At 62.6% G+C, this 23405-nt stretch carries 18 protein-coding genes; 8 read left to right on the plus strand and 10 right to left on the minus strand.

Annotated features, from left to right (window positions below; translation table 11 throughout):
• The first annotated feature begins 12 nt into the window (after positions 1 to 12).
• Positions 13 to 1695, plus strand: coding sequence for an ABC transporter permease (locus tag OKW20_RS03565; protein WP_429170229.1), 1683 nt, complete (start codon positions 13 to 15; stop codon positions 1693 to 1695).
• Positions 1696 to 1985: 290 nt separating this feature from the next.
• On the opposite strand, the gene OKW20_RS03570 is transcribed toward OKW20_RS03565, so the two are convergent.
• Positions 1986 to 3938 carry an acetoacetate--CoA ligase gene (locus OKW20_RS03570; RefSeq protein WP_429170231.1) on the minus strand — a complete coding sequence of 651 codons (1953 nt, stop codon included), beginning with the start codon at positions 3936 to 3938 and terminating at the stop codon, positions 1986 to 1988.
• Between the two features lie 186 nt (positions 3939 to 4124).
• Between OKW20_RS03570 and OKW20_RS03575 the strand changes: the two genes are divergently transcribed.
• Entirely contained in the window at positions 4125 to 5942 is a 1818-nt protein-coding gene (locus OKW20_RS03575; protein WP_429170233.1) for an AsmA family protein, read from the plus strand.
• A 66-nt stretch (positions 5943 to 6008) separates the two neighbouring features.
• On the opposite strand, the gene OKW20_RS03580 is transcribed toward OKW20_RS03575, so the two are convergent.
• The 4 genes from OKW20_RS03580 to OKW20_RS03595 all read right to left on the minus strand — a co-directional run bounded on the left by OKW20_RS03580 (position 6009) and on the right by OKW20_RS03595 (position 10088).
• Positions 6009 to 6827 (minus strand): ABC transporter permease subunit, encoded by an 819-nt coding sequence (locus OKW20_RS03580; RefSeq protein ID WP_192447783.1) that lies wholly within the window; start codon positions 6825 to 6827, stop codon positions 6009 to 6011.
• Between the two features lie 3 nt (positions 6828 to 6830).
• On the minus strand, positions 6831 to 7742 hold the full coding sequence (locus OKW20_RS03585; protein ID WP_429170235.1) for an ABC transporter permease subunit: 912 nt from the start codon (positions 7740 to 7742) through the stop codon (positions 6831 to 6833).
• 4 nt (positions 7743 to 7746) lie between these two features.
• Entirely contained in the window at positions 7747 to 8889 is a 1143-nt protein-coding gene (locus OKW20_RS03590; RefSeq protein ID WP_205237069.1) for an ABC transporter ATP-binding protein, read from the minus strand.
• Positions 8890 to 8993: 104 nt separating this feature from the next.
• On the minus strand, positions 8994 to 10088 hold the full coding sequence (locus OKW20_RS03595; protein ID WP_043618210.1) for a polyamine ABC transporter substrate-binding protein: 1095 nt from the start codon (positions 10086 to 10088) through the stop codon (positions 8994 to 8996).
• Between the two features lie 335 nt (positions 10089 to 10423).
• Between OKW20_RS03595 and OKW20_RS03600 the strand changes: the two genes are divergently transcribed.
• The gene (locus OKW20_RS03600; RefSeq protein WP_429170237.1) at positions 10424 to 11392 is read left to right on the plus strand and encodes a fatty acid desaturase family protein; all 969 of its coding nucleotides are present in this window, start codon (positions 10424 to 10426) and stop codon (positions 11390 to 11392) included.
• On the opposite strand, the gene OKW20_RS03605 is transcribed toward OKW20_RS03600, so the two are convergent.
• Positions 11386 to 12795, minus strand: coding sequence for a helix-turn-helix domain-containing protein (locus tag OKW20_RS03605; RefSeq protein ID WP_429170239.1), 1410 nt, complete (start codon positions 12793 to 12795; stop codon positions 11386 to 11388). The genes OKW20_RS03600 and OKW20_RS03605 overlap by 7 nt on opposite strands.
• A 228-nt stretch (positions 12796 to 13023) precedes the next feature.
• Between OKW20_RS03605 and aceA the strand changes: the two genes are divergently transcribed.
• The 3 genes from aceA (at position 13024) to OKW20_RS03620 (ending at position 16053) form a co-directional block, all read left to right on the plus strand.
• The gene (aceA, locus tag OKW20_RS03610) at positions 13024 to 14313 is read left to right on the plus strand and encodes an isocitrate lyase (RefSeq protein ID WP_429112461.1); all 1290 of its coding nucleotides are present in this window, start codon (positions 13024 to 13026) and stop codon (positions 14311 to 14313) included.
• Positions 14314 to 14434: 121 nt separating this feature from the next.
• On the plus strand, positions 14435 to 14674 hold the full coding sequence (locus tag OKW20_RS03615; RefSeq protein WP_034800815.1) for an SMc00767 family acetate metabolism repressor: 240 nt from the start codon (positions 14435 to 14437) through the stop codon (positions 14672 to 14674).
• A 269-nt stretch (positions 14675 to 14943) separates the two neighbouring features.
• The gene (locus tag OKW20_RS03620) at positions 14944 to 16053 is read left to right on the plus strand and encodes a helix-turn-helix transcriptional regulator (RefSeq protein WP_429170246.1); all 1110 of its coding nucleotides are present in this window, start codon (positions 14944 to 14946) and stop codon (positions 16051 to 16053) included.
• 67 nt (positions 16054 to 16120) lie between these two features.
• On the opposite strand, the gene OKW20_RS03625 is transcribed toward OKW20_RS03620, so the two are convergent.
• Entirely contained in the window at positions 16121 to 17002 is an 882-nt protein-coding gene (locus OKW20_RS03625) for a LysR family transcriptional regulator (protein ID WP_429170248.1), read from the minus strand.
• Between the two features lie 89 nt (positions 17003 to 17091).
• Between OKW20_RS03625 and OKW20_RS03630 the strand changes: the two genes are divergently transcribed.
• Positions 17092 to 17295, plus strand: coding sequence for a hypothetical protein (locus OKW20_RS03630; protein WP_429170250.1), 204 nt, complete (start codon positions 17092 to 17094; stop codon positions 17293 to 17295).
• Positions 17296 to 17385: 90 nt separating this feature from the next.
• Here OKW20_RS03630 and OKW20_RS03635 read toward each other — a convergent pair whose 3' ends face one another.
• The 3 genes from OKW20_RS03635 to OKW20_RS03645 form a co-directional block, all read right to left on the minus strand.
• Positions 17386 to 19911 (minus strand): methyl-accepting chemotaxis protein, encoded by a 2526-nt coding sequence (locus tag OKW20_RS03635; RefSeq protein ID WP_429170252.1) that lies wholly within the window; start codon positions 19909 to 19911, stop codon positions 17386 to 17388.
• A gap of 354 nt (positions 19912 to 20265) precedes the next feature.
• On the minus strand, positions 20266 to 20412 hold the full coding sequence (locus OKW20_RS03640) for a hypothetical protein (RefSeq protein ID WP_192447798.1): 147 nt from the start codon (positions 20410 to 20412) through the stop codon (positions 20266 to 20268).
• Between the two features lie 235 nt (positions 20413 to 20647).
• The gene (locus OKW20_RS03645; protein ID WP_043617929.1) at positions 20648 to 21832 is read right to left on the minus strand and encodes an NAD(P)/FAD-dependent oxidoreductase; all 1185 of its coding nucleotides are present in this window, start codon (positions 21830 to 21832) and stop codon (positions 20648 to 20650) included.
• A 123-nt stretch (positions 21833 to 21955) separates the two neighbouring features.
• Here OKW20_RS03645 and OKW20_RS03650 point away from each other — a divergent pair, with 123 nt between their 5' ends.
• The gene (locus OKW20_RS03650; protein WP_043617932.1) at positions 21956 to 23392 is read left to right on the plus strand and encodes a glutamine synthetase family protein; all 1437 of its coding nucleotides are present in this window, start codon (positions 21956 to 21958) and stop codon (positions 23390 to 23392) included.
• Positions 23393 to 23405: the final 13 nt, after the last annotated feature.

The following is a 23405-nucleotide window of genomic DNA, read 5'->3' on the forward strand; positions in this document are numbered from 1 at the left end:
GGAATCGATCGATTGCAGTCCACATCTCAGAGCATCAAGCGCCGCCATGCGCGTGCCGGAACCGGTCTTTCGCATCCCCTGCTGGCGACCTGGGCCGGATTGACATCGCTCATCGTGCTGATGCCGATCGTCGCGATCGCCTGGCTGGCGATCTCGGGCGGCGGCGGCGACTGGCCGCATCTGATGCAGAACGTCATTCCGCGCGCCACCGGGCGCACGCTGCTCTTGATCTCGCTGACGGGTGCCGCGACCGCCTTCGTCGGCATTCTCACCGCCTGGCTCGTCGCAAGCTGCGAGTTTCCGCTGCGACGCTTCCTGTCAGCCGCTCTGGTCTTGCCGCTCGCAATCCCCGCCTATCTCGCGGCCTATGCATTCGGTGAGCTTTTCACCTTTACCGGGCCGGTGCAGGGACTGATCCGCGCGATCTTCGGCTTCAAGACGAGCCGTGACTACTGGTTTCCGGATATCCGCTCGCTCGGCGGCGCCGTGCTGGTGCTGAGCTCGGTTCTCTATCCCTATATCTATCTCGCCTGCCGCTCGATGTTCCTGATGCAGGGGCGCGCCGCCGCCGATGTCGCGCGCACGCTCGGTGCCGGGCCGCTGAAGGTGTTCTTCCGCATCCAGATCCCGATGGCCCGCCCGGCCATCATGATCGGCCTGACGCTGGTGGCGATGGAAACGCTGAACGACATCGGTGCGGTCGAATTCCTCGGCGTTCAGACGCTGACCTTCTCGATCTTCGACACCTGGCTCAACCGCGGCAGCCTTGCGGGCGCTGCACAGATCGCCTGCATCATGCTGGTCTTCGTCATTGGCCTGATGATGATCGAGCGGGCCGCGCGGCGGCGCCAGCGCTTCTCCAGCCAGAAGACGACCTCCGCCGTCCACGACGCCGCCCGGCTCGTGCTGTCCGGCTGGAAGAAGTGGGCCGCCACGGTCGCCTGCCTGCTGCCGGTGCTTTCAGGCTTTGCCGTTCCCGTGCTGATCCTCGGCAATTTTGCGCTCAAGCGCATTGACCAGTTCATCGAGCCGCGGCTGCTCAACGCGCTGTTCCACAGCATCCTCGTCTCGGGCGCCACCGCAACCGTTACCGTTCTGCTCGGGTTCGTGCTCGCCTATGCGGCGCGCACGGGACATTCGCGGGTGAGCGACATCGCCGGACGCCTCGCCTCCTTCGGCTATGGCGTGCCAGGCACCGTTCTTGCGATCGGGGTGCTCTTCCCGCTGGCCGCTCTCGACAACATCATCGATGCCGGCATGCGCGATACGTTCGGTGTTTCCACCGGGCTGATGATGACCGGCACCGGCTTTGCGATCATCTACGCCTGCAGCGTGCGCTTCCTCACCATGGCCGAGGGCTCGCTCGAAGCCGGTTTCCAGAAGCTTTCGCCGCATCTCGACATGGCGGCGCGCGCGCTCGGCCGCACCGGCGGCCAGACCCTGCGCACCGTCCTTCTGCCGATGATGCGCCCGGCAGTGCTGACCGCCGCGCTCCTCGTCTTCATCGAGACGATGAAGGAGCTTTCTGCAACGATCATGCTCAGGCCCTTCAACTTCAACACGCTGGCAACGCTCGTCTATGAGGACGCGTCCCGGGCCAAGGTCGAAGACGCTTCAGTCGCCGCGATGATCATCGTCGTCGCCGGCATGATCCCGGTCATTCTCGTGTCGCGGTCGCTTGAGCGCCGCTCCTGAGCCTCGTTCAGCAAGGTCCGGGCAGACGAGAAACGCATAAAAAAAAGGTGGCTGGGAGGCCACCTCGATAGTTGAATGCTAAACCAACAATCGCTCGAGAAGTAACGACGTCATGTCTGCGACGGCATCTCTGCCGAACGCCGATCCAACATCGATCGGCCTCAAGTTGGCATGACCATGCGCCCCCAATCCTTAACAAGACCTTACCCGCCGGATCCGCAATTTTAGGGATTTTTCAGCAAGTCTGAAGCCTTGGTTAATTCCAACGACGCGAATCCGTTAACGCGCCCTCAATTTTTAAGGGCATCCAGTCCAGCATAAAGATCGAGCGCTTCCGGGTTGGCGAGCGCCTCCTTGTTCTTCACCGGACGGCCATGCACGACATCGCGGACGGCAAGCTCGACGATCTTGCCGGACTTCGTGCGCGGGATATCGGCGACCGCGATCACCTTTGCCGGCACATGGCGCGGCGAGGCGCCGACGCGGATGCGGTTCTTGATCGCCTTCGTCAGGTCGTCGGTCAAGGCAACGCCGGCAGCGAGACGAACGAAGAGAACGACGCGCACGTCGTCTTCCCAGTCCTGCCCGATGCAGAGCGCCTCTGCGACCTCCTCCATCTGCTCGACCTGATTGTAGATCTCCGCCGTGCCGATGCGCACCCCGCCGGGGTTCAAGGTTGCGTCCGAGCGCCCGTGGATGATGATGCCGCCATGTTCTGTCCATTCGGCGAAGTCGCCATGGCACCAGACATTGTCAAAGCGCTCGAAATAGGCGGCGCGATACTTGGCACCTTCAGGGTCGTTCCAGAACATCACCGGCATCGACGGGAATGCCTTGGTGCAGACGAGCTCTCCCTTCTCACCGCGCACCGATTGCCCCTCGTCGTTCCAGACGTCGATCGCCAGCCCAAGACCCGGCCCCTGGATCTCGCCGCGCCAGACGGGCTTCAGCGGGTTGCCGAGAACGAAGCAGGAGACGATGTCGGTACCGCCCGAGATCGACGCAAGCTGAACGTCCGACTTGATGCCCTCGTAGACGAAGGAGAAGCCTTCCGGCGACAGCGGCGAACCGGTCGAGGTCAACAGCCGAAGGGTGGAGAGATCATGCGTGTTGGCCGGGACGAAGCCGCCCTTGCGCACGGCGTCGATGTATTTCGCGGAGGTGCCGAACACCGCGAACTTCTCGGCCGCGGCATAGTCGAAGAGCACGTTGCCGTCGGGATGGAAGGGCGAGCCGTCGAACAGGCAGAGGGTGGCGCCGACGGCCAGGCCAGACACCAGCCAGTTCCACATCATCCAGCCGCAGGTGGTGAAATAGAAGAGCTTTTCGCCGCGACGAAGGCCGCAGTGGAAACGATGCTCCTTCAGGTGCTGCAGAAGCGTGCCGCCGGCCGAATGCACGATGCATTTGGGAACGCCCGTCGTGCCTGAGGAAAACAGCACATAGAGCGGATGGCCGAAAGGCAAGCGTTCGAAGGTCAGAGTTGCTGCGGCAAACGGTGCGATGAAATCGTCGAGCGTCGCGCCACCCTCGATCGAGGCCGCGAGTGCCGCGCTGTCGCCGGCATAGGGAACGATCAGCGCCGGCACGCCAAGGGCCTTGGAGACCGCGCGAACCTTGGCGTCGACGTCCTGGCGCTTGCCATTGTACCAATAGCCGTCGCAGGTGATGAACAGCTTCGGCGTGATCTGGCCGAAACGATCAAGAACGCCCTGCTCGCCGAAATCGGGAGAACACGACGACCAGATCGCGCCGATCGAGGCGGTCGCCAACATCAAGGCGATGGTCTCGGGCATGTTCGGCATCATCGCTGCAACGCGGTCGCCGGGGCCGATACCTTCAGCCTTCAGCGCCTGCTGCAGGCGCGATACCAGCGCGCGAAGTTCGCCCCACGAGAGGCGATAGTCGACCTTGTCTTCACCGCGGAAGACGAGCGCGTCGCCGTCGCCGGTCTCGCGAAGAAGGTTCTCGGCAAAGTTTAGCTTCGCCTCGGGGAAGAAGCGCGCATCGAGCATGCGGTCGCCTTTGACGAGGGCTGTCGCGCCGCGTTCGCCGATGACGCCGCAGTGTTCCCAGACCGCGGTCCAGAAGTCGCCGCGCTCGGCTACCGACCAGGCGTGGAAGGCATCATAATCCGCAAAGGTTCTGCCGAAGCGTTTGCTGCTCCAGGCGATGAATTCGGCCATGGGGCTATGCGCAAGGATTTCCGGACCCGGAACCCACAACGGCTGCTCTGCGTGCATGCTTTCCTCCACTCCTGCTCCATGCCCTCTATACCATGCTGCATCGCAAAATAAACAGCACCGGCAAGCGGCTCGTCATCGCGTGGACGACATTTACCTGTCTGTTGCCTGTCCGTCGCATTTGATTTCTGAAGACCGAAGGCCTATCCAAGCTCACGTGACCCAAGCGACGGCGACCAGGCGGACATGAGACGTAAATTTCTGCATATGATGCGCGACATACGCCTGTTGTCGCGGCTGCGGCGCCGCCATTTCCTGTGGCCGGCCGCAATCGGCGTCGGGCTTGCAGCCGGCTACAACGCCGTCCTGCCTCTGCTGATTTCGACCACCAACGTGCGCCCAACCGTAGAACACATGCTGGATGCCTGGTCTGGCGGCAAAAGCCGGATCGCCGGCAATCCCGAGATCAGCTTCTGGCCGGAACCAACGCTGACGCTCCGCTCGGCGACGATCGAAACGACGGACGGATCGTCCCGCAAGCTCGCGCATATCGGCAGCATAACCGCGACGTTCAGCCTGTTCTCGGCAATCGACGGCACGCCAGCGCTGCACGATGTCCGGCTGGTTGAGCCGGTCGTCACGCTCGAGCGGCGCACGGACGGCACACTCAACTGGCAGCGGCCGCACTGGCTGAATACACCGGACGTGCAGGCCGCAGACAAGGATACGCCCTTCGGCGACATCACGGTCGAAAACGGCCGCCTGCAGATCATCGACCTCGTCACCAACCAGACGCGGGAATTTTCCGGCATATCCGGAACAGTCTCCTGGCCGTCATTCACCAAGCAGCTCAGCGCCCGGCTCTCCGGCACCCTTGCCGGACAGGCGGTGGCCTGGACGCTCGAATGCAACGAACCGCTGATGCTGCTGACCGGCCGCAACGCGGCGCTGAAGACGTCGCTATCCTCGGCGGCGCTCAATCTCTCGTTCGAAGGCAACGGCAATCTCTCCCAGACACCGGCCGCGGCGGGACGGTTGCAGGTTTCGACGGCCTCGCTGCAGGCCCTTGCCGCCTGGTACAGGGGCAAGACGGCAGGCACCCTGCCGGACAGCGGCTTCAGCCTGAGTGCCAACGTCACCAGCGGCAAGGCCTCGCTGAAGCTCGACGAACTTCATCTGACGCTCGGCGGCGCCAACGCGACCGGCATCCTCGACATCTCCACGCCGATCGATGATACCCACCGCGTCGAAGGCACGCTCGCCTTCGACCGCATCGATCTCAACGGACTGCAGCCGTTCATCGACCCGCTGGAGCCGGACGAACTCAGGCAACAACTCGGCGATGCGTTCATGCGCAGCTGGCGTGCTGATGTGCGGCTGTCGGCGCAGGAGGCGCTGGTCGGCCCGCTGCGGCTCGAAGATCTCGCCGCCGGGGTCATCTTCGATCACGGGCGCGCCTCCGTCAACGTCGCCGACAGCACCTATGCCAATGGCCGGCTCAGCGGGCGGCTCGCCGCTTCGGAAGAGGGTCTGGCCGGCGGCGGAAGGCTGGAACTGGTGCTGAAAAACGCCGACCTTGCTGCAGCCCTTGCAGACTTCGGCTTCACCGGCCCGATCCCAACCGGCCGGGGCAATGTCAATCTGGACCTTACGACGCAACACCCGTTCTGGCGCGCGCAGGTGGCCGAGGCTTCCGGCCGCATCAGGCTTTCGCTTGCCAATGGCAACCTCACCGGCTTCGACGCTAATGCCTTTGCGAACCTTGTGCGGGCCGGCGAATTCTTTTCGCTGTCGCAGGCGAGCGACGGCAACTTCGCCTTCCAGACGGCGGACATCGAAGCCAGCTTCGAGGAAGGGTCGGCGCGGCTCAACCGGGCGCTCTTTGCCGGCCAGACCGGCAATCTCTCGGTCAACGGCGTCATTCCCTATCGCAGCGGCAGCCTGGCGCTTGCGGGCACCTACATCGACACGCTGAACGCCGGGCAAAGGCTGCGTTTCTTCGTCGGCGGTTCCTGGCCGAATGCGGTGATCTCGCCCCTGTCGGTTCTCGGCGAACCCAACTGAAAACGGCCGGTGTCAGGGGCACCGGCCGCTGGTTTCATAAACGGGCCCTGGCGATGGCGCAGCGGATCAGGACTGGGCGAAGGCCGCCCGCTCGTCCCGTTCGCGTTGCGCTTCGCGCTGCTTGGTGACGATCGACGCAACCACCACGCCGATCGCGACCACGCCAATGAGGATGGTGCAGATCGCGTTGATTTCCGGCGTCACGCCCAGCCGCACCTGGCTGTAGATCTTCATCGGCAGCGTCGTGGCGCCCGGTCCCGTGGTGAAGCTCGAGATCACCAGATCGTCCAGCGACAGCGTGAAGGCGAGAACCCATCCGGAAAACACCGCGGGCGCGATGACCGGAAGGGTGATCGAGAAGAAGGTCGTCACCGGCGTGGCGCCGAGATCGAGAGCCGCCTCTTCGATCGACCGGTCGAAGCTGAGCAACCGCGACTGCACCACAACGGCAACGAAGCACATGGTGAAGGTGATGTGTGCCAGCGTGATCGTCCAGAAGCCGCGGTCGAGACCGATGGCAACGAACAGCAACAGCAACGACAGGCCGGTGATCACTTCGGGCATGACGAGCGGCGCATAGACCATGCCGGAAAACAGCATGCGGCCACGGAAGCGGGTGTAGCGGACGAGCGCCAAAGCCGCGAGCGTACCGAGCACGGTGGCGAAGGTCGCCGAGATCAGCGCGACGCGGATCGTCACCCAGGCGGCATCGAGCAGCGCCTGGTTATGCCAGAGCTGCGCGTACCACTTGGTCGAAAACCCGGCCCAGACGGTGACGAGTTTCGATTCGTTGAAGGAGAAGATCACCAGAAGCACGATCGGCAGGTAGAGGAAGCCGAAGCCGAGCACGATCGAGGCGATGTTGAAACGTGACCAGTTGCCCATGTCCTACCTCCCCTCGCTGTCGGCTTTGGCCTGGGCGTTCTGGAAGTAGACGATCGGTAGCACCAGGATCAGAAGCAGGATCGTCGCCACGGCCGACGAAACCGGCCAGTCGCGGTTGGCGTTGAACTCGTTCCAGAGCGTCTTGCCGATCATCAACGTCTCCGAACCGCCGAGCAGGTCGGGGATAACGAATTCGCCGACGGCGGGGATGAAGACCAGCAGGCAGCCGGCGACGACGCCCGCCAGCGACATCGGGAAGGTCACGCGCCAGAAGGCGGTAAACGGCGTGCAGCCGAGGTCGAGTGCCGCCTCTGTCAGGGTGTGATCCATCTTCTCGAGCGACGAATAGATCGGCAGCACCATGAACGGCAGGTAGGAATAGACGATGCCGATGTAGATCGCCCAATTGGTGTTGAGGATGATCAGCGGCTGGTCGATGACGTTGATGCTCAGCAGGAACTGGTTGAGCAACCCTTCGGGTTTCAGGATCGCGATCCAGGCGTAGACGCGGATCAGGAAGCTCGTCCAGAACGGCAGGATCACGAGCATCAGCAGCGTCGGGCGAATGGTCTTCGGCGCCTTCGCCATGCCGTAGGCGACCGGATAGGCGATCAGCAGCGTCAGCACGGTCGAAACCGCCGCGATGATGACGCTCGACACATAGGCGTTGAAGTAGAGGACATCCTCCGTCAGCCAGACGTAGTTGTCGAACGAGAACTCTTTCGCGTTTTCAAGGATGCCGGACAAGCCACCGAAGAGATCGAAGACCGGCGTATAGGGCGGCATCGCCACCGCCGTCTGCGACAGCGAGATGCGGAAGACGATGAAGAACGGGATCAGAAAGAAAAACAGCAGCCAGGCATAGGGGATGATGATGACAAGGCGGCTGAAGAGAGCGGATGCGACACGCGTCATGGCCTCAATCCTTCAGAACGACGCCGGCGTCTTCGCCGAAGGAAACCCAGACCTCCTGGTCGTAGCCGAGCGGATCCTCGACCGCGCGCACCGCATTCAGCGACGACGCCTTGATCACGCGTCCATCCTTCAGGCGCACGTGGAAGACGGTCATGTCGCCGAGATAGCCGATATCCCAGATCTCGCCCTGAACGGCGTTGACGGGCGCGTGCGCCGGCGCTTGACGGCTGACGCGGATCTTTTCCGGGCGGACGGCGACGGCCGACTTGCCGCCGGCAGCCGGCGTCTCGGGCGATGCCATGCGGATGGGGAAACCGTTGGTGCCTTCAAGGCGCACATAGCCGCCCTCGGCCCCGGAGACCGCTCCTTCGAAAATGTTGACGTCGCCGATGAAGTCCGCGACGAAACGCGAGTTCGGCGCCTCGTAGATTTCGGCAGGGGTCGCCACCTGGATGACCTTGCCGTGGCTCATCACTGCGATGCGGTCGGCCATGGTCATCGCCTCTTCCTGGTCGTGGGTGACGACGACGAAGGTGAGGCCGAGTTCCTGCTGCAGATCCATCAGTTCGAACTGGGTTTCCTCGCGCAGCTTCTTGTCGAGCGCGCCGAGCGGTTCGTCGAGGAGCAGCACCTTCGGCCGCTTGGCGAGCGAGCGGGCAAGGGCGACACGCTGGCGCTGACCGCCTGAAAGCTGGTGCGGCTTGCGTTGGGAGAACTTCTCGAGCTTCACCAGCTTCAGCATCTGGGCGACGCGCTCGGCAATATCCGCCTTCGGCATGCCATCCTGCTTCAGGCCGAAGGCAATGTTCTTCTCCACATTCATATGCGGGAAGAGCGCGTAGGACTGGAACATCATGTTGACCGGACGCCTGTAGGGCGGAATGCCGGCCAGGCTCTGCCCGTCGAGGATGATCTCGCCCGACGTTGGCTGTTCGAAGCCGGCGAGCATGCGCAGAAGCGTCGACTTTCCGCAGCCGGACGCACCCAGCAGCGCAAAGAACTCGCGCGTGTAGATATCCAGCGAAAGATCGTCGACGGCGGTGAAATCGCCGAACCGCTTGGTCACGTTCTTGAAGGAAATGAATGGCTTGGAAGCGGGATCCGCCCAAGGGGCAAAGGACCGCCGGATACTGCCGAGAGACTTCATCATCTATCCCCGAATGATACAGCCGATGGGCACTCTCGTTTTCCCCGGTGCCCCCTTAAGAAAATTGCCCGGATTTTGAGGTCCGGGCAATTCGTTTTCCGCTCTTACTGGCCGGTTACGACCTTTGTCCAGAGTCGGGTCAACACCCTCTGTTCTTTCGCCTCGAAGGGCGTCACCGTGAACAGTTTCTGCATCACCTCGTCCGACGGATAGATGGCGCTGTCTTCCAAAACAGCCTTGTCAAGAAACTGCTGCGAGGCCTTGTTGCCGTTGGCGTAGAAGACGTAGTTCGATGCCTTGGCCACGACTTCGGGCTTCATCATGTAGTTGAGGAAGGCGTGCGCCTCCTCGACGTGCGGTGCATCAGCCGGGATCGCAAGCATGTCGAACCACATCTGCGCGCCCTGGGACGGGATCGCGTAGTCGACGGTCACACCGGCCTTGGCTTCGGCCGCACGGTCGCGGGCCTGGAAGACGTCGCCGGAAAAGCCGATTGCAAGGCAGATGTCGCCGTTGGCAAGCGCATTGATGTATTCCGACGAATGGAACTTGCGCACATTGGGACGGATGCTCGCCAGCAGCTCAGCGGCCTTTTCCAGGTCGGCAGCCTCGTGACTATCCGGATTGAGGCCGAGATAGGCAAGCGCCGAAGGCATGACGTCGGTCGGGGAATCGAGGATGTGGATGCCGCAATCCTTGAACTTCGCCGCCAGTTCCGGCTTGAAGATGACGTCCCAGTTGGGCTTCTCGTCGGTACCGAGGATCGCCTTCATCTTGTCGACGTTGTAGCCGATGCCGGTCGTGCCCCACATATAGTCGATGGCATAGTCGTTGCCCGGATCGTACTTGGCCGTACGCTCCATGATCACGTCCCACATATTGGAAAGGTTCGGCAGCTTCGACTTGTCGAGCTTCTGGAACACGCCCGCGGCGATCTGCCGCTGCAGGAAGGTTGCCGTCGGCACCACCACGTCGTAGCCGGAGCCCCCGGCAAGCAGCTTCGTCTCCAGGATCTCGTTGCTGTCGAAGACGTCGTAGACGACCTTGATGCCGGTCTCCTTGGTGAAATCTTCCAGAATGCTGCTGTCGATATAGTCCGACCAGTTGTAGACGTTGACCACGCGCTCCTGCGCGGAGGCCAGCATGGTCGAGCCGGCCAGAACGGCTGCCGCCAGGGTTGTGACGATGAGCTTGGACATACAACTCCCCTCTTGGTTTTTTCGTATCGGGCCCGGCACACCGGGACACCCTCCAATCCGCTTCGTTCAGGCCGGAGGTTAGGCATCTTTCTCGATAACCTCAAGCGCTTTCGTGCCGATAAGAAGCGCCGCCCTGTGGGCTCGTCAATTTCACAAGTCGAAGAAAAACGGGCACTTATGGCGGCTGGCTCCCAGCCTGTCGTCCTCGACCCGGCCGCGGCGGCACCGTTAACCATAGCCTTGCCGCCTCTGTACGGACCGCCATTTACGATTGATTAACCATGATCGCCATGCGATTTTCCCGACAGTAGCGGTGAAGGATCTCAGGTGTCGTCATGGGTGAGCAGGTCGTCGGCGGGAAAAGCCGCAGGATCGATCCGAAGCAGTTGAAGCGCCTGTCGGTGCTCGAGCCGCGAAAGGCCCTTGCGGCAATCGCATTCGACTGGGCGTTGATCGCATCAGCGATCGCCGTCAGCGAGTATTTCGGCAACCTCCTCGTCTACCTCGTTGCCGTGGTGCTGATCGCCGGACGCATGCATGCGCTCGGCTGCATGATTCACGAGGCTGCGCACTACCGCATCATCCGCAACCGGAAACTCAGCGACTGGATGAGCGACCTGCTGCTCGCCTGGCCGGTGCTGGCCACCGTCGACGGCTATCGCCAGAACCACCTCGCCCACCATCAGCATGCCAATACCGACGAGGATCCGGACTGGACGGCGAAGCTCGGCATGCCGCAATTCACCTTTCCGCAAAAGGTCGCGCGCGGCATCACGCAACTGCTCGGCTATCTCGTCGCGGTCAATTCGCTGCGCGACATGCTGCACATGGCCAAGCGCATGGGGAAGAACGATCGCTCGACGCTTCAGTACAAGCTGCTGCGCATCGGCTTCTACGTCGCCGCCGCCGCGATCTTCACGTTCTTCGGCATCTGGCGGGAAGTGGCGCTCTACTGGGTGGTGCCGTTCCTCACCTTCTTCTGCCTATTCCTTTATATACGCAGCGTCGCCGAGCATTTCGGCAGTATGGATTATAGCGACGAACTGACGAGTTCACGCACGGTCTATCCGCATGCCTGGGAGAAGCTGTTCTTCGCACCCCACAACATCAACTACCACCTGGAGCACCATCTCTATCCGGGCGTACCGTTCTACAATTTGCCGGAACTGCACGCCATTTTGATGCGCAACAGGGCCTATGCCGACAAGGCGCACATCACCCGCGGCTACACGACGGGACTGCCGGCAGAATGCTTCGCGGCGAATGCGCCGCTTCTGCCCAACCAGCACCCCGTCAGCTACTGAAAATCGAAGACGCTGAGCCCCGTCGCCATTTCGTCGAGCCCGAGCGGCCGGGTGACCGGCGGCTCGGCGCGTGCCAGACAGCCCTGACGCTCGCAGAGCCGACAGGCGGCACCGATCGCGACTGCCGGCGGCAGCGCGGATCCATAGACGGTCTCGTCGGCAACCGACGCCTCGCAGCCAAGAAGAAGCGCCGTGCGCCGGACACGCTCATGGAACGCGGCCTGCGGCCCCTCCAGCGTGCGCGCCACCGTCAGGAACGCGGCACCGTCGGGCATTTCGACACGATCGACCAGGACCTGCCCCGGCACCGAGAAGGCGGCGTGGATGTTGAGCTTCGGACAGCCACCACCGAATTTCGCCTGCGGAAAGCCCGATGCGCCGGCCCGCCGCAACCGGTGGCCGGCATTGTCGATTTCCATCAGGAAGAACGGCAGCCCGGGGGCACCCGGCCGCTGCAGCATGGTTAGCCGGTTGGCGGCCTGCTCGAACGAGACCTGGAAGCGGGCGCGCAGGACATCGATGTCGTACTTCGCCCGCTGCGCTGCTGCGAAGAAAGCGGCATAGGGCATCATCAGCGCGTGCGCGCCATAGCGCGCCAGCTCGAAGCGAGCGATGCGGCGCGCTTCCGCAGTCGAGAGCCTTAACATCCCAAGCTCCGCCGTGATCGCCTCATGACAGGCAATCGACACGGCCTCCATGGCGATCTCGCGCAACTGGTCGTAGGGCGACAGCCGCTCGGAGACGAAGAGGCGCATGGAGTGCCTGTCGAAGCGACGGCGCAGGTTCGGCATGGCGCGCACCGGCAGGCTGCGCACGACGAGGCCGTGCTCCTTCTTCAGCCAAGTCTTGAGTGCGCCGATCAGATCGTCACCCGGCGATAGCGCCTCGTGGAAGGTTTCCGCCGCCGCCTCGATGCCGGCGAAATAATTTGGCCGCCCCTCGAAGGTTTCGCGCACCTCGTCCATCGGCAGCCGCGTGCCCGAAAGCGCCTCCATGTGCCCCTGCCCCGCCAGAAGGTCCGCCAGATCCTTGAGGCGTGAGGCCTGTTCGCGATAGGCGCGATAGAGCTTGACGACACCGCCGGCGGCATTGGGGGCAGCTTCCGCCACCTCGATCAGTTCCTGCTCCCCTGGCAACTCCGCCGACAGCAGCGGATCGGCGAAAACCTCGCGCAATTGCGTGAGGCTGCCGCCGGTTTCGCCCTGCAATTCGTCGAGATCGACCTTGTAGACCGAGGCAAGCTTCAAAAGCAGTTGCACCGTCAGCGGTCGCTGGTTTCGCTCGATCAGATTGAGGTAGGACGGCGAGATGCCGAGCGCCTCGGCCATGGCCGTCTGGGTCAGCGACAGGCCATTGCGAATGCGCCTGACCCGCGGACCGGCAAAGATCTTGTTCTCGGCCATTTGTAACTACCTTTACAATCCGCACGACGCAGGGCGCTTTACATTTTTTACAAATTTACTTCGTCGCCTTGTCAAAGGCAAGACAAGATAACCCTTTTGATCTCGCCAGTTCATTGTTTCCAATAGCCGAATACTGCAGCGCAATGTAAAAACTGTCACATGAACTCGAAACACAAGGCTGCATACGACAAAAGTCGAATGGGTGTTTGATTTTGACAGGAGGAAGTAATGACTGATTTTTACAAGCTCGTTCCCAGCGCACCGCAAGGCCGCTTCGATGGCGTCGATCGCCCCTACACCGCAGAGACCGTGAAGCGGCTGCGCGGGTCGGTCGAAATCCGCTATTCGCTGGCCGAAATGGGCGCGAACCGCTTGTGGAAGCTCATTCACGAGGACGACTTCGTCAACGCGCTCGGCGCGCTCTCCGGCAACCAGGCCATGCAGATGGTCCGCGCCGGCCTGAAGGCGATCTATCTCTCCGGCTGGCAGGTTGCGGCCGACGCCAACACCGCTTCGGCCATGTATCCGGACCAGTCGCTCTATCCGGCCAATGCCGCGCCAGAGCTTGCCAAGCGCATCAATCGCACGCTGCAGCGCGCCGATCAGATCGAGACCTCCGAAGGCAAGGGCCTTTCGGTCGACACCTGGTTCGCACCGATCGTCGCGGACGCCGAAGCCGGCTTCGGCGGCCCTCTCAACGCCTTCGAGATCATGAAGGCCTTCATCGAGGCAGGGGCTGCCGGCGTCCACTACGAGGACCAGCTTGCGTCTGAAAAGAAGTGCGGCCATCTCGGCGGCAAGGTGCTGATCCCGACGGCGGCTCATATCCGCAATCTGAACGCGGCCCGGCTTGCCGCCGACGTCATGGGAACGCCGACGCTGGTCATCGCCCGCACCGATGCGGAGGCCGCCAAGCTCTTGACGTCCGATATCGACGAGCGCGATCGCCCCTTCGTCGATTACGACGCCGGCCGTACGGTCGAAGGCTTCTACCAGGTGAAGAACGGGCTTGAGCCCTGCATCGCCCGCGCGGTCGCCTATGCGCCGCATTGCGACCTCATCTGGTGCGAAACCTCCAAGCCGGACCTCGAGCAGGCCCGCAAGTTCGCCGAAGGCGTGCACAAGGTGCATCCGGGCAAGCTGCTTGCCTACAATTGCTCGCCGTCGTTCAACTGGAAAAAGAACCTCGACGACGCGACGATCGCCAAGTTCCAGCGGGAGCTCGGCGCGATGGGCTACAAGTTCCAGTTCATCACGCTGGCCGGCTTCCACCAGCTGAACTTCGGCATGTTCGAACTGGCGCGCGGCTACAAGGCACGGCAGATGGCCGCCTATTCGGAGCTGCAGGAGGCGGAATTCGCCGCCGAGGTCAACGGCTACACCGCCACCAAGCACCAGCGCGAAGTCGGCACCGGCTATTTCGACGCCGTCTCGATGGCGATCACCGGCGGCCAGTCCTCGACAACAGCGATGAAGGAATCGACCGAGCACGATCAGTTCCGCCCGGCCGCAGAGTGAAAGCCCGGCGGGAGCGTGGCAATCCCTGCCCGCTGCGCTCCTGCCGACCCCTCGTAAATGAAATGGATGCGGGCGGAAAACCGCACGCACGCTCCAGCCTCGAACCTCAAGGAGAAGTCCAATGACAGTCCAGACACGCGTCAAGGAACGGGCCGAGGAACAGTCTTCGGCGATGACCCCGGACCAGCAGGCGGCAATCCGCATGGTCGCCAACGACCTGCACCGCCTCAACCAGTCCGTGATGAAGGCCGTCGATGCCGGCGTTTCCGTCGAGCTCGTGCGCTCGGCCCGCCACCACGGCGGCGAAGGCAACTGGGGCGACCTGCTGATCCCGGTTATCGTCACCCAGGGCCGGCCATGATGCTCGCCACAACGCTGTTTGCGGCGATCCTGCTGTCGCCGCTACCGCTCTGCCACACAGCTGTGGCTGCAGCGATTAAAGCAACCAAGGGTTGATTTTGCCGAAGGCGATTGAAAGTGGGAGAAATTGGAATGGCCGGCGCTTTGCCGGCTATTCTGCGTTGTCAGGATGGTATCGCACGCAACGAATGCTTGTCTCCACTATTTCAGGTTGATCGAATCTGCGATGCCTGGCTATATTAGGCATACCTGTCTTAGGCAAAGGCACGCATGTATCGTTCGACGAAACCTGCAGATACCGCCGAACTGACGGAGCTGATCTACGGCGCCGCCTTTGGCGATTGCGGCTGGCAGGATTTTCTCGACCGGCTGACGACGACCATGCCCAACGGGCGTTCCGCGCTCCATTACCATGACCTCGCGTCGCCATCGGCCTGCGTGCCCTATGTCTCCGGCTTTACCCCCGATGCCATCGACCAGTTCAACGATCACTTTGCGGCGATCAACCCCTGGATACCGAAGTCGGTTCTCGTGCCGGTGGGGCGCGGCCTCTCGGGAGAGCATATCGTCTCGCGCGCGGAGCTGACGAAATCGGAATTCTACAATGACTGGCTGAAGCGCCAGACCGGCAGCGAGACCACCGTCGGCGTGACCATCGTGCGCAGCCCGACGCGGACCTTGCTCCTGTCGACCTGCACCTCTTCGACGGACGAGGAACTCAACCAGCAGGCAGCCGACCAGTACACGCACCTTGCACCCCACCTGAAGCGCGCCTTCGACTTCCTGCGGCGGCGCGACCTGATGATGGCAGAGCAGCACGAAGGCCGCACGCTGCTCGATACGATCGGTGTCGGCGTGATCTATGTGGGCGAAAATCTGCGCATCCGCTCGATGAACCACAACGCCGAACGGATGGCGGCGAACGGCTCGCCGTTCCGGATCGCGGTCAACGGCCGTCTGTTCATGGACGAACCGGAAACCAATGCGGCACTCGAGCTTCTGGCCTCGCCGGTCGGCGCCCCGGCGCAGCCGCAGCTGCGCGTCGTCAGGACCGCCGAACACGGCGCCTTCCGCGTTACCCTGGTCCGGCGAAACGCCACCATCTTTACCGAGCTTCTCGACGGGCCGACGGTTGCGGTTCTGATCGAGCCTGCAACGTCGCTCATCGGCGATCTCAGGCACGACCATCTGAAGGACAATTACGGCCTGACCCCGGCTGAAATCCGCATTGCCTGCGGCATCGCCGCCGGCCTGACGCTGAAGGAAATGTCGCAGGCCAACGGCGTCAGCTACGAGACGACCCGAACGCAGCTCAAAAGCATCTATGCCAAAACCCGGGTCAATTCGCAGGCCGCACTCGTCAAGCTGCTGATGCGCTGATCCGTACCCACGAAGCACCCAGGCGGCGGCGTTCCCTGCAACCGGAGCCAACAGGGGCTTGCCTGTCTCAGCTGCGGCGCGGTCGCTTTCCGGCAAAGATATCCACGTGACTGCGCAAGAGCTTCGTCATGCGATCGACCACCGTTCGTATCTCCTTGCGGTGCCTGTCCTCGTTGTTCATGACGATCCATTGCCGGTGCCGGAGCGCCGGGATCTCCTCGCCGGCGCGCTCCAGCATCGGATCGAGATCGCCGACGAAGCAGGGAAGCACCGCACAGCCGGCGCCGGCGCGTGCAAGATCGAGCAGCGAGCGCGGCCGCGTGACCGTGGCGACGATCCGTCCCTCCCAGCCCCCCTTCATCTGTTCGTGCGGCCAGCGCAGATAGGCCGAGATCGCCTCCTCCTCGCCGACCGCCACCCATCGCGCGCTCGCGCCCGGCAGCGCGTTCTTCCGGCGATAGGCGGCATAGGCAACGTCGCCGACCGGACTTGCCGCCAGATAGGCCTCCTCGGGCTCGAAGGCGCGGATGCCGATATCGGTCTCGCGGTAGGCGAGGCTGGCGCGCGTCTCGCCGACGGTTATCGCCAGGCTGAAGCCGTCCCTTTCGGTGCAGAGCGCCGGAAAGTTTTCCGCCAGCAGCCAGGCGATCCAGGTGCCGACGGTGATGCGGACCGTCGCGCCCTCGCCTTCCTGGCGCCAGCTCTCGACCCGGCGCGCCGCCGATTCCATTTCCTGAAGCTGCTCGAACAGAAGTTCGCCATCGCCGGTGAGCTGGTAGCCGGTCTGGCTGCGCAGAAACAGCGTGCGGCCGGTGCGTTCCTCAAGCTCCAGCATCCGCCGGCCGACCGTCGCCGGGCTGGACCCGAGCGCCTGCGCTGCTCCGGTGAGCCCGCCGGCGCGTGCCACGCTCATGAAACAGCGATAGATATCCCAATCCATGTCTTTCATGGGTGAAAAACATAGAGCGATATCCAATGTATGTAAAACTGGTTTTGCTGCATAAAAGAAGTGATGCCCATCAACCAAGGAGCATCACGATGGAATCGATGGCAATGGTCTTCATAGTGGATCTGGCGCTCAAGAACCGCCGCTGGGACGCGGATTTCGACCCGAAGCCGCCGGGCTTTCTCAAGCGCAGCATCGCAGCGCTTGCCGCCAGACTTGCCGGGCACCGGATGAAAAATTCCGGCGCCGATAAAAAAAGCACCGCGAAGCCCTGCGGCCACGCGGTGCAATGTTAGCCCCTGCCCTTGTTATATCGCACGGCATCGGGTGCCGTGCTTTCGGCTGGCGACGTTGCCTGCCGCCAGCGAAACCCTTTGCCGGACGCCTCAGGCTGCCCGGTAGGTGTCGTAGTCTTCCGCCGCCGGCTCCAGCCGGAACTGCTCGACCAGCATCATCAGCGTGTCGGCCTGGTTTGAGAGCGCGCGGCTCGTCGCCGTCGCCTCTTCCACCATCGAGGCGTTCTGCTGCGTCATCTGGTCCATCTGGTTGACCGAGCCATTGACCTCGTTGAGCGCTACGGCCTGATCCCGGCTGGCGGTCGCAATCATCTCGACATGCTGGCTGACGGTGACGATCTGGGCGCTGATCGAGGCCAGTACTTCGCCGGTTTCCTTGACCAGGTGCGAGCCGGCATTGACCTCGTTGGTCGACTTGTTGATCAAGCCCTTGATCTCGCGCGCAGCCTCTGCCGAGCGCTGGGCCAGTTCACGCACTTCCTGGGCGACGACGGCAAAGCCCTTTCCGGCTTCACCGGCGCGCGCCGCTTCGATACCGGCATTGAGCGCCAGGAGGTTGGTCTGGAAGGCGATGTCGTCGATCACCTCGATGATCTGCTCGATCTGGCGCGAAGCCTCCTCGATGCGTCCCATGGCGGCGATCGCGTTGGTGACGACGGTCGCCGAACTGTCGGCGCTGCGCTTCGTCTGGATCACCGCATGGTTGGCCTCGCCGGCACGCTCGGCCGAGGAACGGACGGTGACGGTGATCTGGTCGACGGCGGCCGCGGTTTCTTCGAGCGAGGCGGCCTGGGCCTCCGTGCGCTTCGACAGCGAATCTGCCGCATGATGCATGCTGGAGCCGCTCTCCTGGATCGCCTGCGCATTGGCGCGGATCTGGGCGAGCGTGTCCTGCAGGCGGATCAGCGAACCGTTGAAGTCCTGGCGCAGCTGCTCGAGGCGACCGTGGAACGGCACGTCGATCTGGCGCGACAGGTCGCCCTGGGCCAGGCGGCCAAGGCCAGCAGCTAGTTCGCTGACGGCGAGATCGATCTGGCGATCGAGCTCGCGCTTTTCCTGGTCGTTGCGGCTGCGCTCCATATCGGCGCGCGTCCGCTGCTCTTCGCTTTCGGCCTCGATGCGCACCTTGGAGAGCGCGTTTTCCTTGAACACACCAAGGGCGCGCGCCATGTCGCCGATTTCGTCGCGGCGGCCGTCGCCGTCGATCGTCGTGTCGAGGCGGCCATCGGCGAGACGACGCATTGCCGCGGTGATCTGGCCGATCGGCTTCTTCAGCGTCAGCGTCAGGGCGATCCCTGCCAGAAGCGCGATGACGACACCGGCAACGGTCGCGGCGACCGAGATCTGGTTCGCCTCGTTACGCTCGGTTCCGGCGGCAACCTTCTGCTGTTCGGCAAATTCGGTGAGGTCGGTCCAGATCTGGTTGATCGATTGTCCTGCGGCGTCGAAGTCTGCGGTGCGCTTGACGGTGATCTCGACGAGCGCCGCGGCATCCTTCTTCATCGCCGTCAGGATCGGCATCAGCGTGTCGGCGATCTTGTCGAAGGAGGCGCCGTCGCTTGCGACACCGCGAAGCGTCGCCATGTTCTGCTGAACGGCGAGCGACTTGTCGAGCAGCTTCTGGCGATTGCTCTCGTTCGTCAGGCCCATGAAGGTGGCGGCGGAAATCTGGATATCGGTGATCGACGACGAGAGACGGCGGGTAGCGGTCAGAACCGATTCCGTCGTGACGATCTGCTCGTCGAGTTCGGCGAAAATCCGCGTGGCGTCGCGCATCTTGCCGACGGATGCCGCTTCCAGGCGGAAGCTCGCCGTGCGGAAGCGGTCGACATATTTGGAAATGCCGGCAAGCGTTTCCGGTCCGGCGGGCGCCTTCAGGATCGAGCCGATCTCGCTCGAAGCCGAGGTGATTGTCTCGGTAAGCGACTTTTCGTCCTTCGGCAGCAGGCGGAAAATATCACGCTCGGTGCGGCCGATCATCGGGAAGCGTTCCTTGACCGCCTTCAGCTTCTCGTCGACCGTGATCGCCTTGCTCACTTCGGTGCCGAACTCGTTGAAGAAGCGGCTTGCGCGCATCAGCTTTTCGGCTTCGCGCAACATGGTCTTGGCGGCGTTCTCGCTCTTGCGAACGGCGTATTGCAGGCGGTTCGATTCTTCGTTGATCTTGGCGCGCTCGATCAGCAAGGCGTCGAGGTTCGAGTTCATTGCCGTGCGCAGGTCTTGCTCGCCAACGTGCAGCGTCCAAAGGCCGCCGATGCGGGCCTCGATGTCGCTCGTCGCCGCGATCGCAGCCTTCAGCTCGTCCTGGCCGTTCTGGCCGGCGACCTGTGCAGCCGTATCGGCGAGCACGTCCTTCTGCGCCGAAATCGTCGACTGCACGGCATCACGGGTTTCTTCGGTGGTCGAATGCAGGAAGGCGTTCATGCCCGCATAGACATCCTTGAACCCGCTCAAGGTCTGCAACACGCTGTTGGAAATCTCCATGCGTCCCTGAAGCAGGCCGGATGCATAGAGGCCGGTGATACCGACGGCACAGATGCTGACGACGAAGGGCAGGATGAAAAACAGCACCTTCGTCTGGATCTTGAAACGGGCAAGAATTCTATCGATGAACATGGAAAACACCTTGGCTCGCAGCTCGCATTCGCCTCCCCCGACGGCTCGCTAGGTCTCCGCACTCAACGACAGGGCGTGAATGTGCGAACGATCGAGAGCCACCCGATGCGCAAACAGGCTGATGTTTTTCGAAAAATCATGCGGCGCACACCGCCAGTCCGTCGGCAATCATTGCGGATCCACGGCGCCACTCCTCGGCAACGTGAACCTGACGAAACTCACATCGTCGCACTATCTGTTTTGAACGATTAAAATTTGTATAAGCGCATTCAACCCGCGGCAGAAAATCCGTAGGCGTGCGCGGACGCGTCAAATGCGCCCAAGAGGCGGCCGCTTAAGGCCGATCCCCTGAACTTAGAACCAGAGAGCCGGAAGGGCTGCGAGGGCGGCAACGGCAAAGAATGCAATCAAGGCGAGGCGCGTGAGTGCGGCCTTCTGCTGACGGCTTTCATCGGTGCGGGCGATCGCGATGGCGCGGGGACGGCGGCGGATTTGGTTCATGGCATCCTGTCCTTGTCACATTGACCGGCAACGCTGGGTCCGCATGACCCGTATTGCCCGTCACAGTTATATTGCAGCCATGCCGTGGCGGAAGAAAGTCAAAAAATCAGAAACAGTGTTATTTCCGTTTACGCGACAATCCGATCCCACCAACTGCCGGCTGTGCCGACAAGGATAAAGGTTCGGCGAGATATATTAACAATCACTGAAGCTCGCCCCGCCAAAACCAGGGAAATCAGGCGTCCTGGCCGGCCGCAAAGCCCGACGCCCAGGCCCATTGGAAATTGTAGCCGCCGAGCCAGCCGGTCACATCGACGCACTCGCCAATAAAATAGAGCCCCGGCACAGCCTTTGCCTGCATCGTCTTGGAGTCGAGCCCGTTGGTATCGACGCCGCCAAGCGTGACTTCGGCCGTACGGTAGCCTTCCGAACCGGCTGGCTTGATGGTCCAGGCCTGTATCGAGGTGGCAAGCTGGTTGATGGTCTTGTCCGAGAGATCGGCCAGCTGGCGCCCGGTCAGCTTTGCGCCGTCGGCGAAAAACTGTGCCAGCCGCCGCGGCAGGATATCACCGAGTGCCGTCTGCGCCGCCTGCTTGCCGTGACTGCGCCTCGCATCCTTGAGAAGGGAGGCAATGTCGATGTCGGGCATCAACCTGAGCACGATCTCCTGCCCCTCGCGCCAATAGGAGGAAATCTGCAGGATGGCCGGGCCGCTCAGGCCGCGATGGGTGATCAGCACCGCCTCGCGGAACGCCGTCTTGCCGGATCGCGCTTCCGCATCGGCAGCGACGCCGGCCAGATCACCGATCGCTTCGAGCTGCGCCGGATCGAGCGTCAGCGGCACGAGACCGGGACGCGTTTCGATGAGCCCGAGGCCGAACTGCTCGGCGATCCGGTAGGCAAGCCCGGTCGCCCCCATCTTCGGGATCGACTTGCCGCCGCTGGCAACGACCAGCGACTGCGCATCGATCGGTCCCTCGCCCGTCATCACGCGAAAGCCGGCGCCATGGCGCTCGACGCTCTCGATCGTCGTTTCGAGGCGAAGATCGGCATGCACGTCGCGCATTTCGGACAGCAGCATCTTGATGATGTCTTTCGCCGAATGATCGCAGAAGAGTTGACCGAGGGTCTTTTCGTGCCAGGCGATGCCATGCTTTTCGACAAAAGCGAGGAAATCGCGCGGCGTGTAGCGCGCCAGCGCCGACTTTGCGAAATGCGGATTGGCGGACAGAAAGTTCTTCGGCCCCGCGTGGATATTGGTGAAGTTGCAGCGGCCACCGCCGGAGATGCGGATCTTTTCACCGGGCGCCTTGGCATGGTCGAGCACGGCCACGCGGCGGCCGCGCTTGCCCGCCTCGATGGCGCACATCATGCCGGCGGCACCGGCGCCAATGATGACCACATCTGTCTTTTCAGCCACGAAACACTCCGCTCGTTTGTCCTTCCATTCCGGGGGCAAAGCAGAAAGTCAATGATCAAGCCCATCTAGCCAATTGCCAATCTGTGGTTATGATGCGCTATCCGAAGCCAAAACCGGTGATTTATGCCCTCAAAGAGAAGTGCTGCCCAACAAACAACGAAAATCAGCAAGACTTCGAAAATACCCCCCGCCCTCCACTCCCTCCGCGGTGTGAAGACCTGGAAGGAAGCCACGGACTGGCTCAAGATCCGCGGCATCGAAGACGTCGAATGCATCACGCCCGACCTCGCCGGCGTTCCGCGCGGCAAGATGATGCCGACCTCGAAGTTCACCTCCAACACCTCGCTGGCGCTGCCCTCGGCCGTCTACCGCCATACGATCTCGGGCGAATATCCTGATGAAACCGGCCAGTTCCGCTACGATTCCCGCGACAGCGACATCAAGCTCGTGCCCGATCTCTCGACCCTTTCGGTCGTTCCCTGGGAGACCGACCCGACGGCGCAGGTGATCTGCGACATCGTCGGCTCGCAGGGCGAGCAGATCAGCTACACGCCGCGCAACGTGCTGAAGCGCGTGGTCGATCTCTACAAGCAGAAGGGCTGGAAGCCGGTCGTCGCACCCGAGATCGAATTCTACCTCGTCGCCACCAATGACGATCCCGACTATCCCCTGCATCCGCCGAAAGGCCGTTCCGGTCGCTCGATCCTCGGCGGCCAGGGCTATTCGATCGCCGGCATCAACGAATTCGACGAACTGATCGACGACATCTATCACTTCTCAGAGAAGCAGGGTCTCGAGATCGATACGCTGATCCACGAAGAAGGACCGGCGCAGCTCGAAATCAACCTGCGCCATGGCGATCCGATCGAGCTGGCCGACCAGGTCTTTCTGTTCAAACGGACGATCCGCGAGGCGGCGCTGAAACACGGCATCTATGCCACGTTCATGGCGAAGCCGATGCAGGGCCAGCCGGGCTCGGCGATGCACATTCACCAGTCGGTGGTCGAGATCAACACCGGCCGCAACCTGTTCTCCAACCCGGACGGTTCCGCATCGAAGGAATTCTTCCACTTCATCGGCGGCATGCAGCACTATGTGCCGCGCACGCTGGTGATGATGGCGCCCTATGTGAACTCCTTCCGCCGACTGACGCCCGACATGTCGGCGCCGGTCAACACCGCCTGGGGCTACGACAACCGCACCACCGCCTTCCGCATCCCCGTGTCGGAGCCGGTCGCCCGGCGTATCGAGAACCGGCTGCCGAGTTCGGATGCCAATCCCTATCTGGCGCTCGCGGCCTCGCTCGCCTGCGGCTATCTCGGCATCATAGAACAGCGCGATCCGACGGCGCCGACCGAGGACACGGCCAACGAGGGCGAGATCGACCTGCCCCGCGGCCTGCTCGAAGCCGTTGCGCTGCTGGAATCGGCGCCCTCGCTTGCAGATGTGCTCAGCCCCGAGTTCATCGCCATCTATGCCGGCGTCAAGCGTGGCGAGTTCGAGACCTTCATGCAGGTCATCAGTCCCTGGGAGCGCGAATTCCTGCTTCTCAACGTCTGACCTCAGAGGTTCT

This window comes from Ensifer sp. LBL (assembly GCF_050435225.1).
GTDB lineage: Bacteria > Pseudomonadota > Alphaproteobacteria > Rhizobiales > Rhizobiaceae > Ensifer.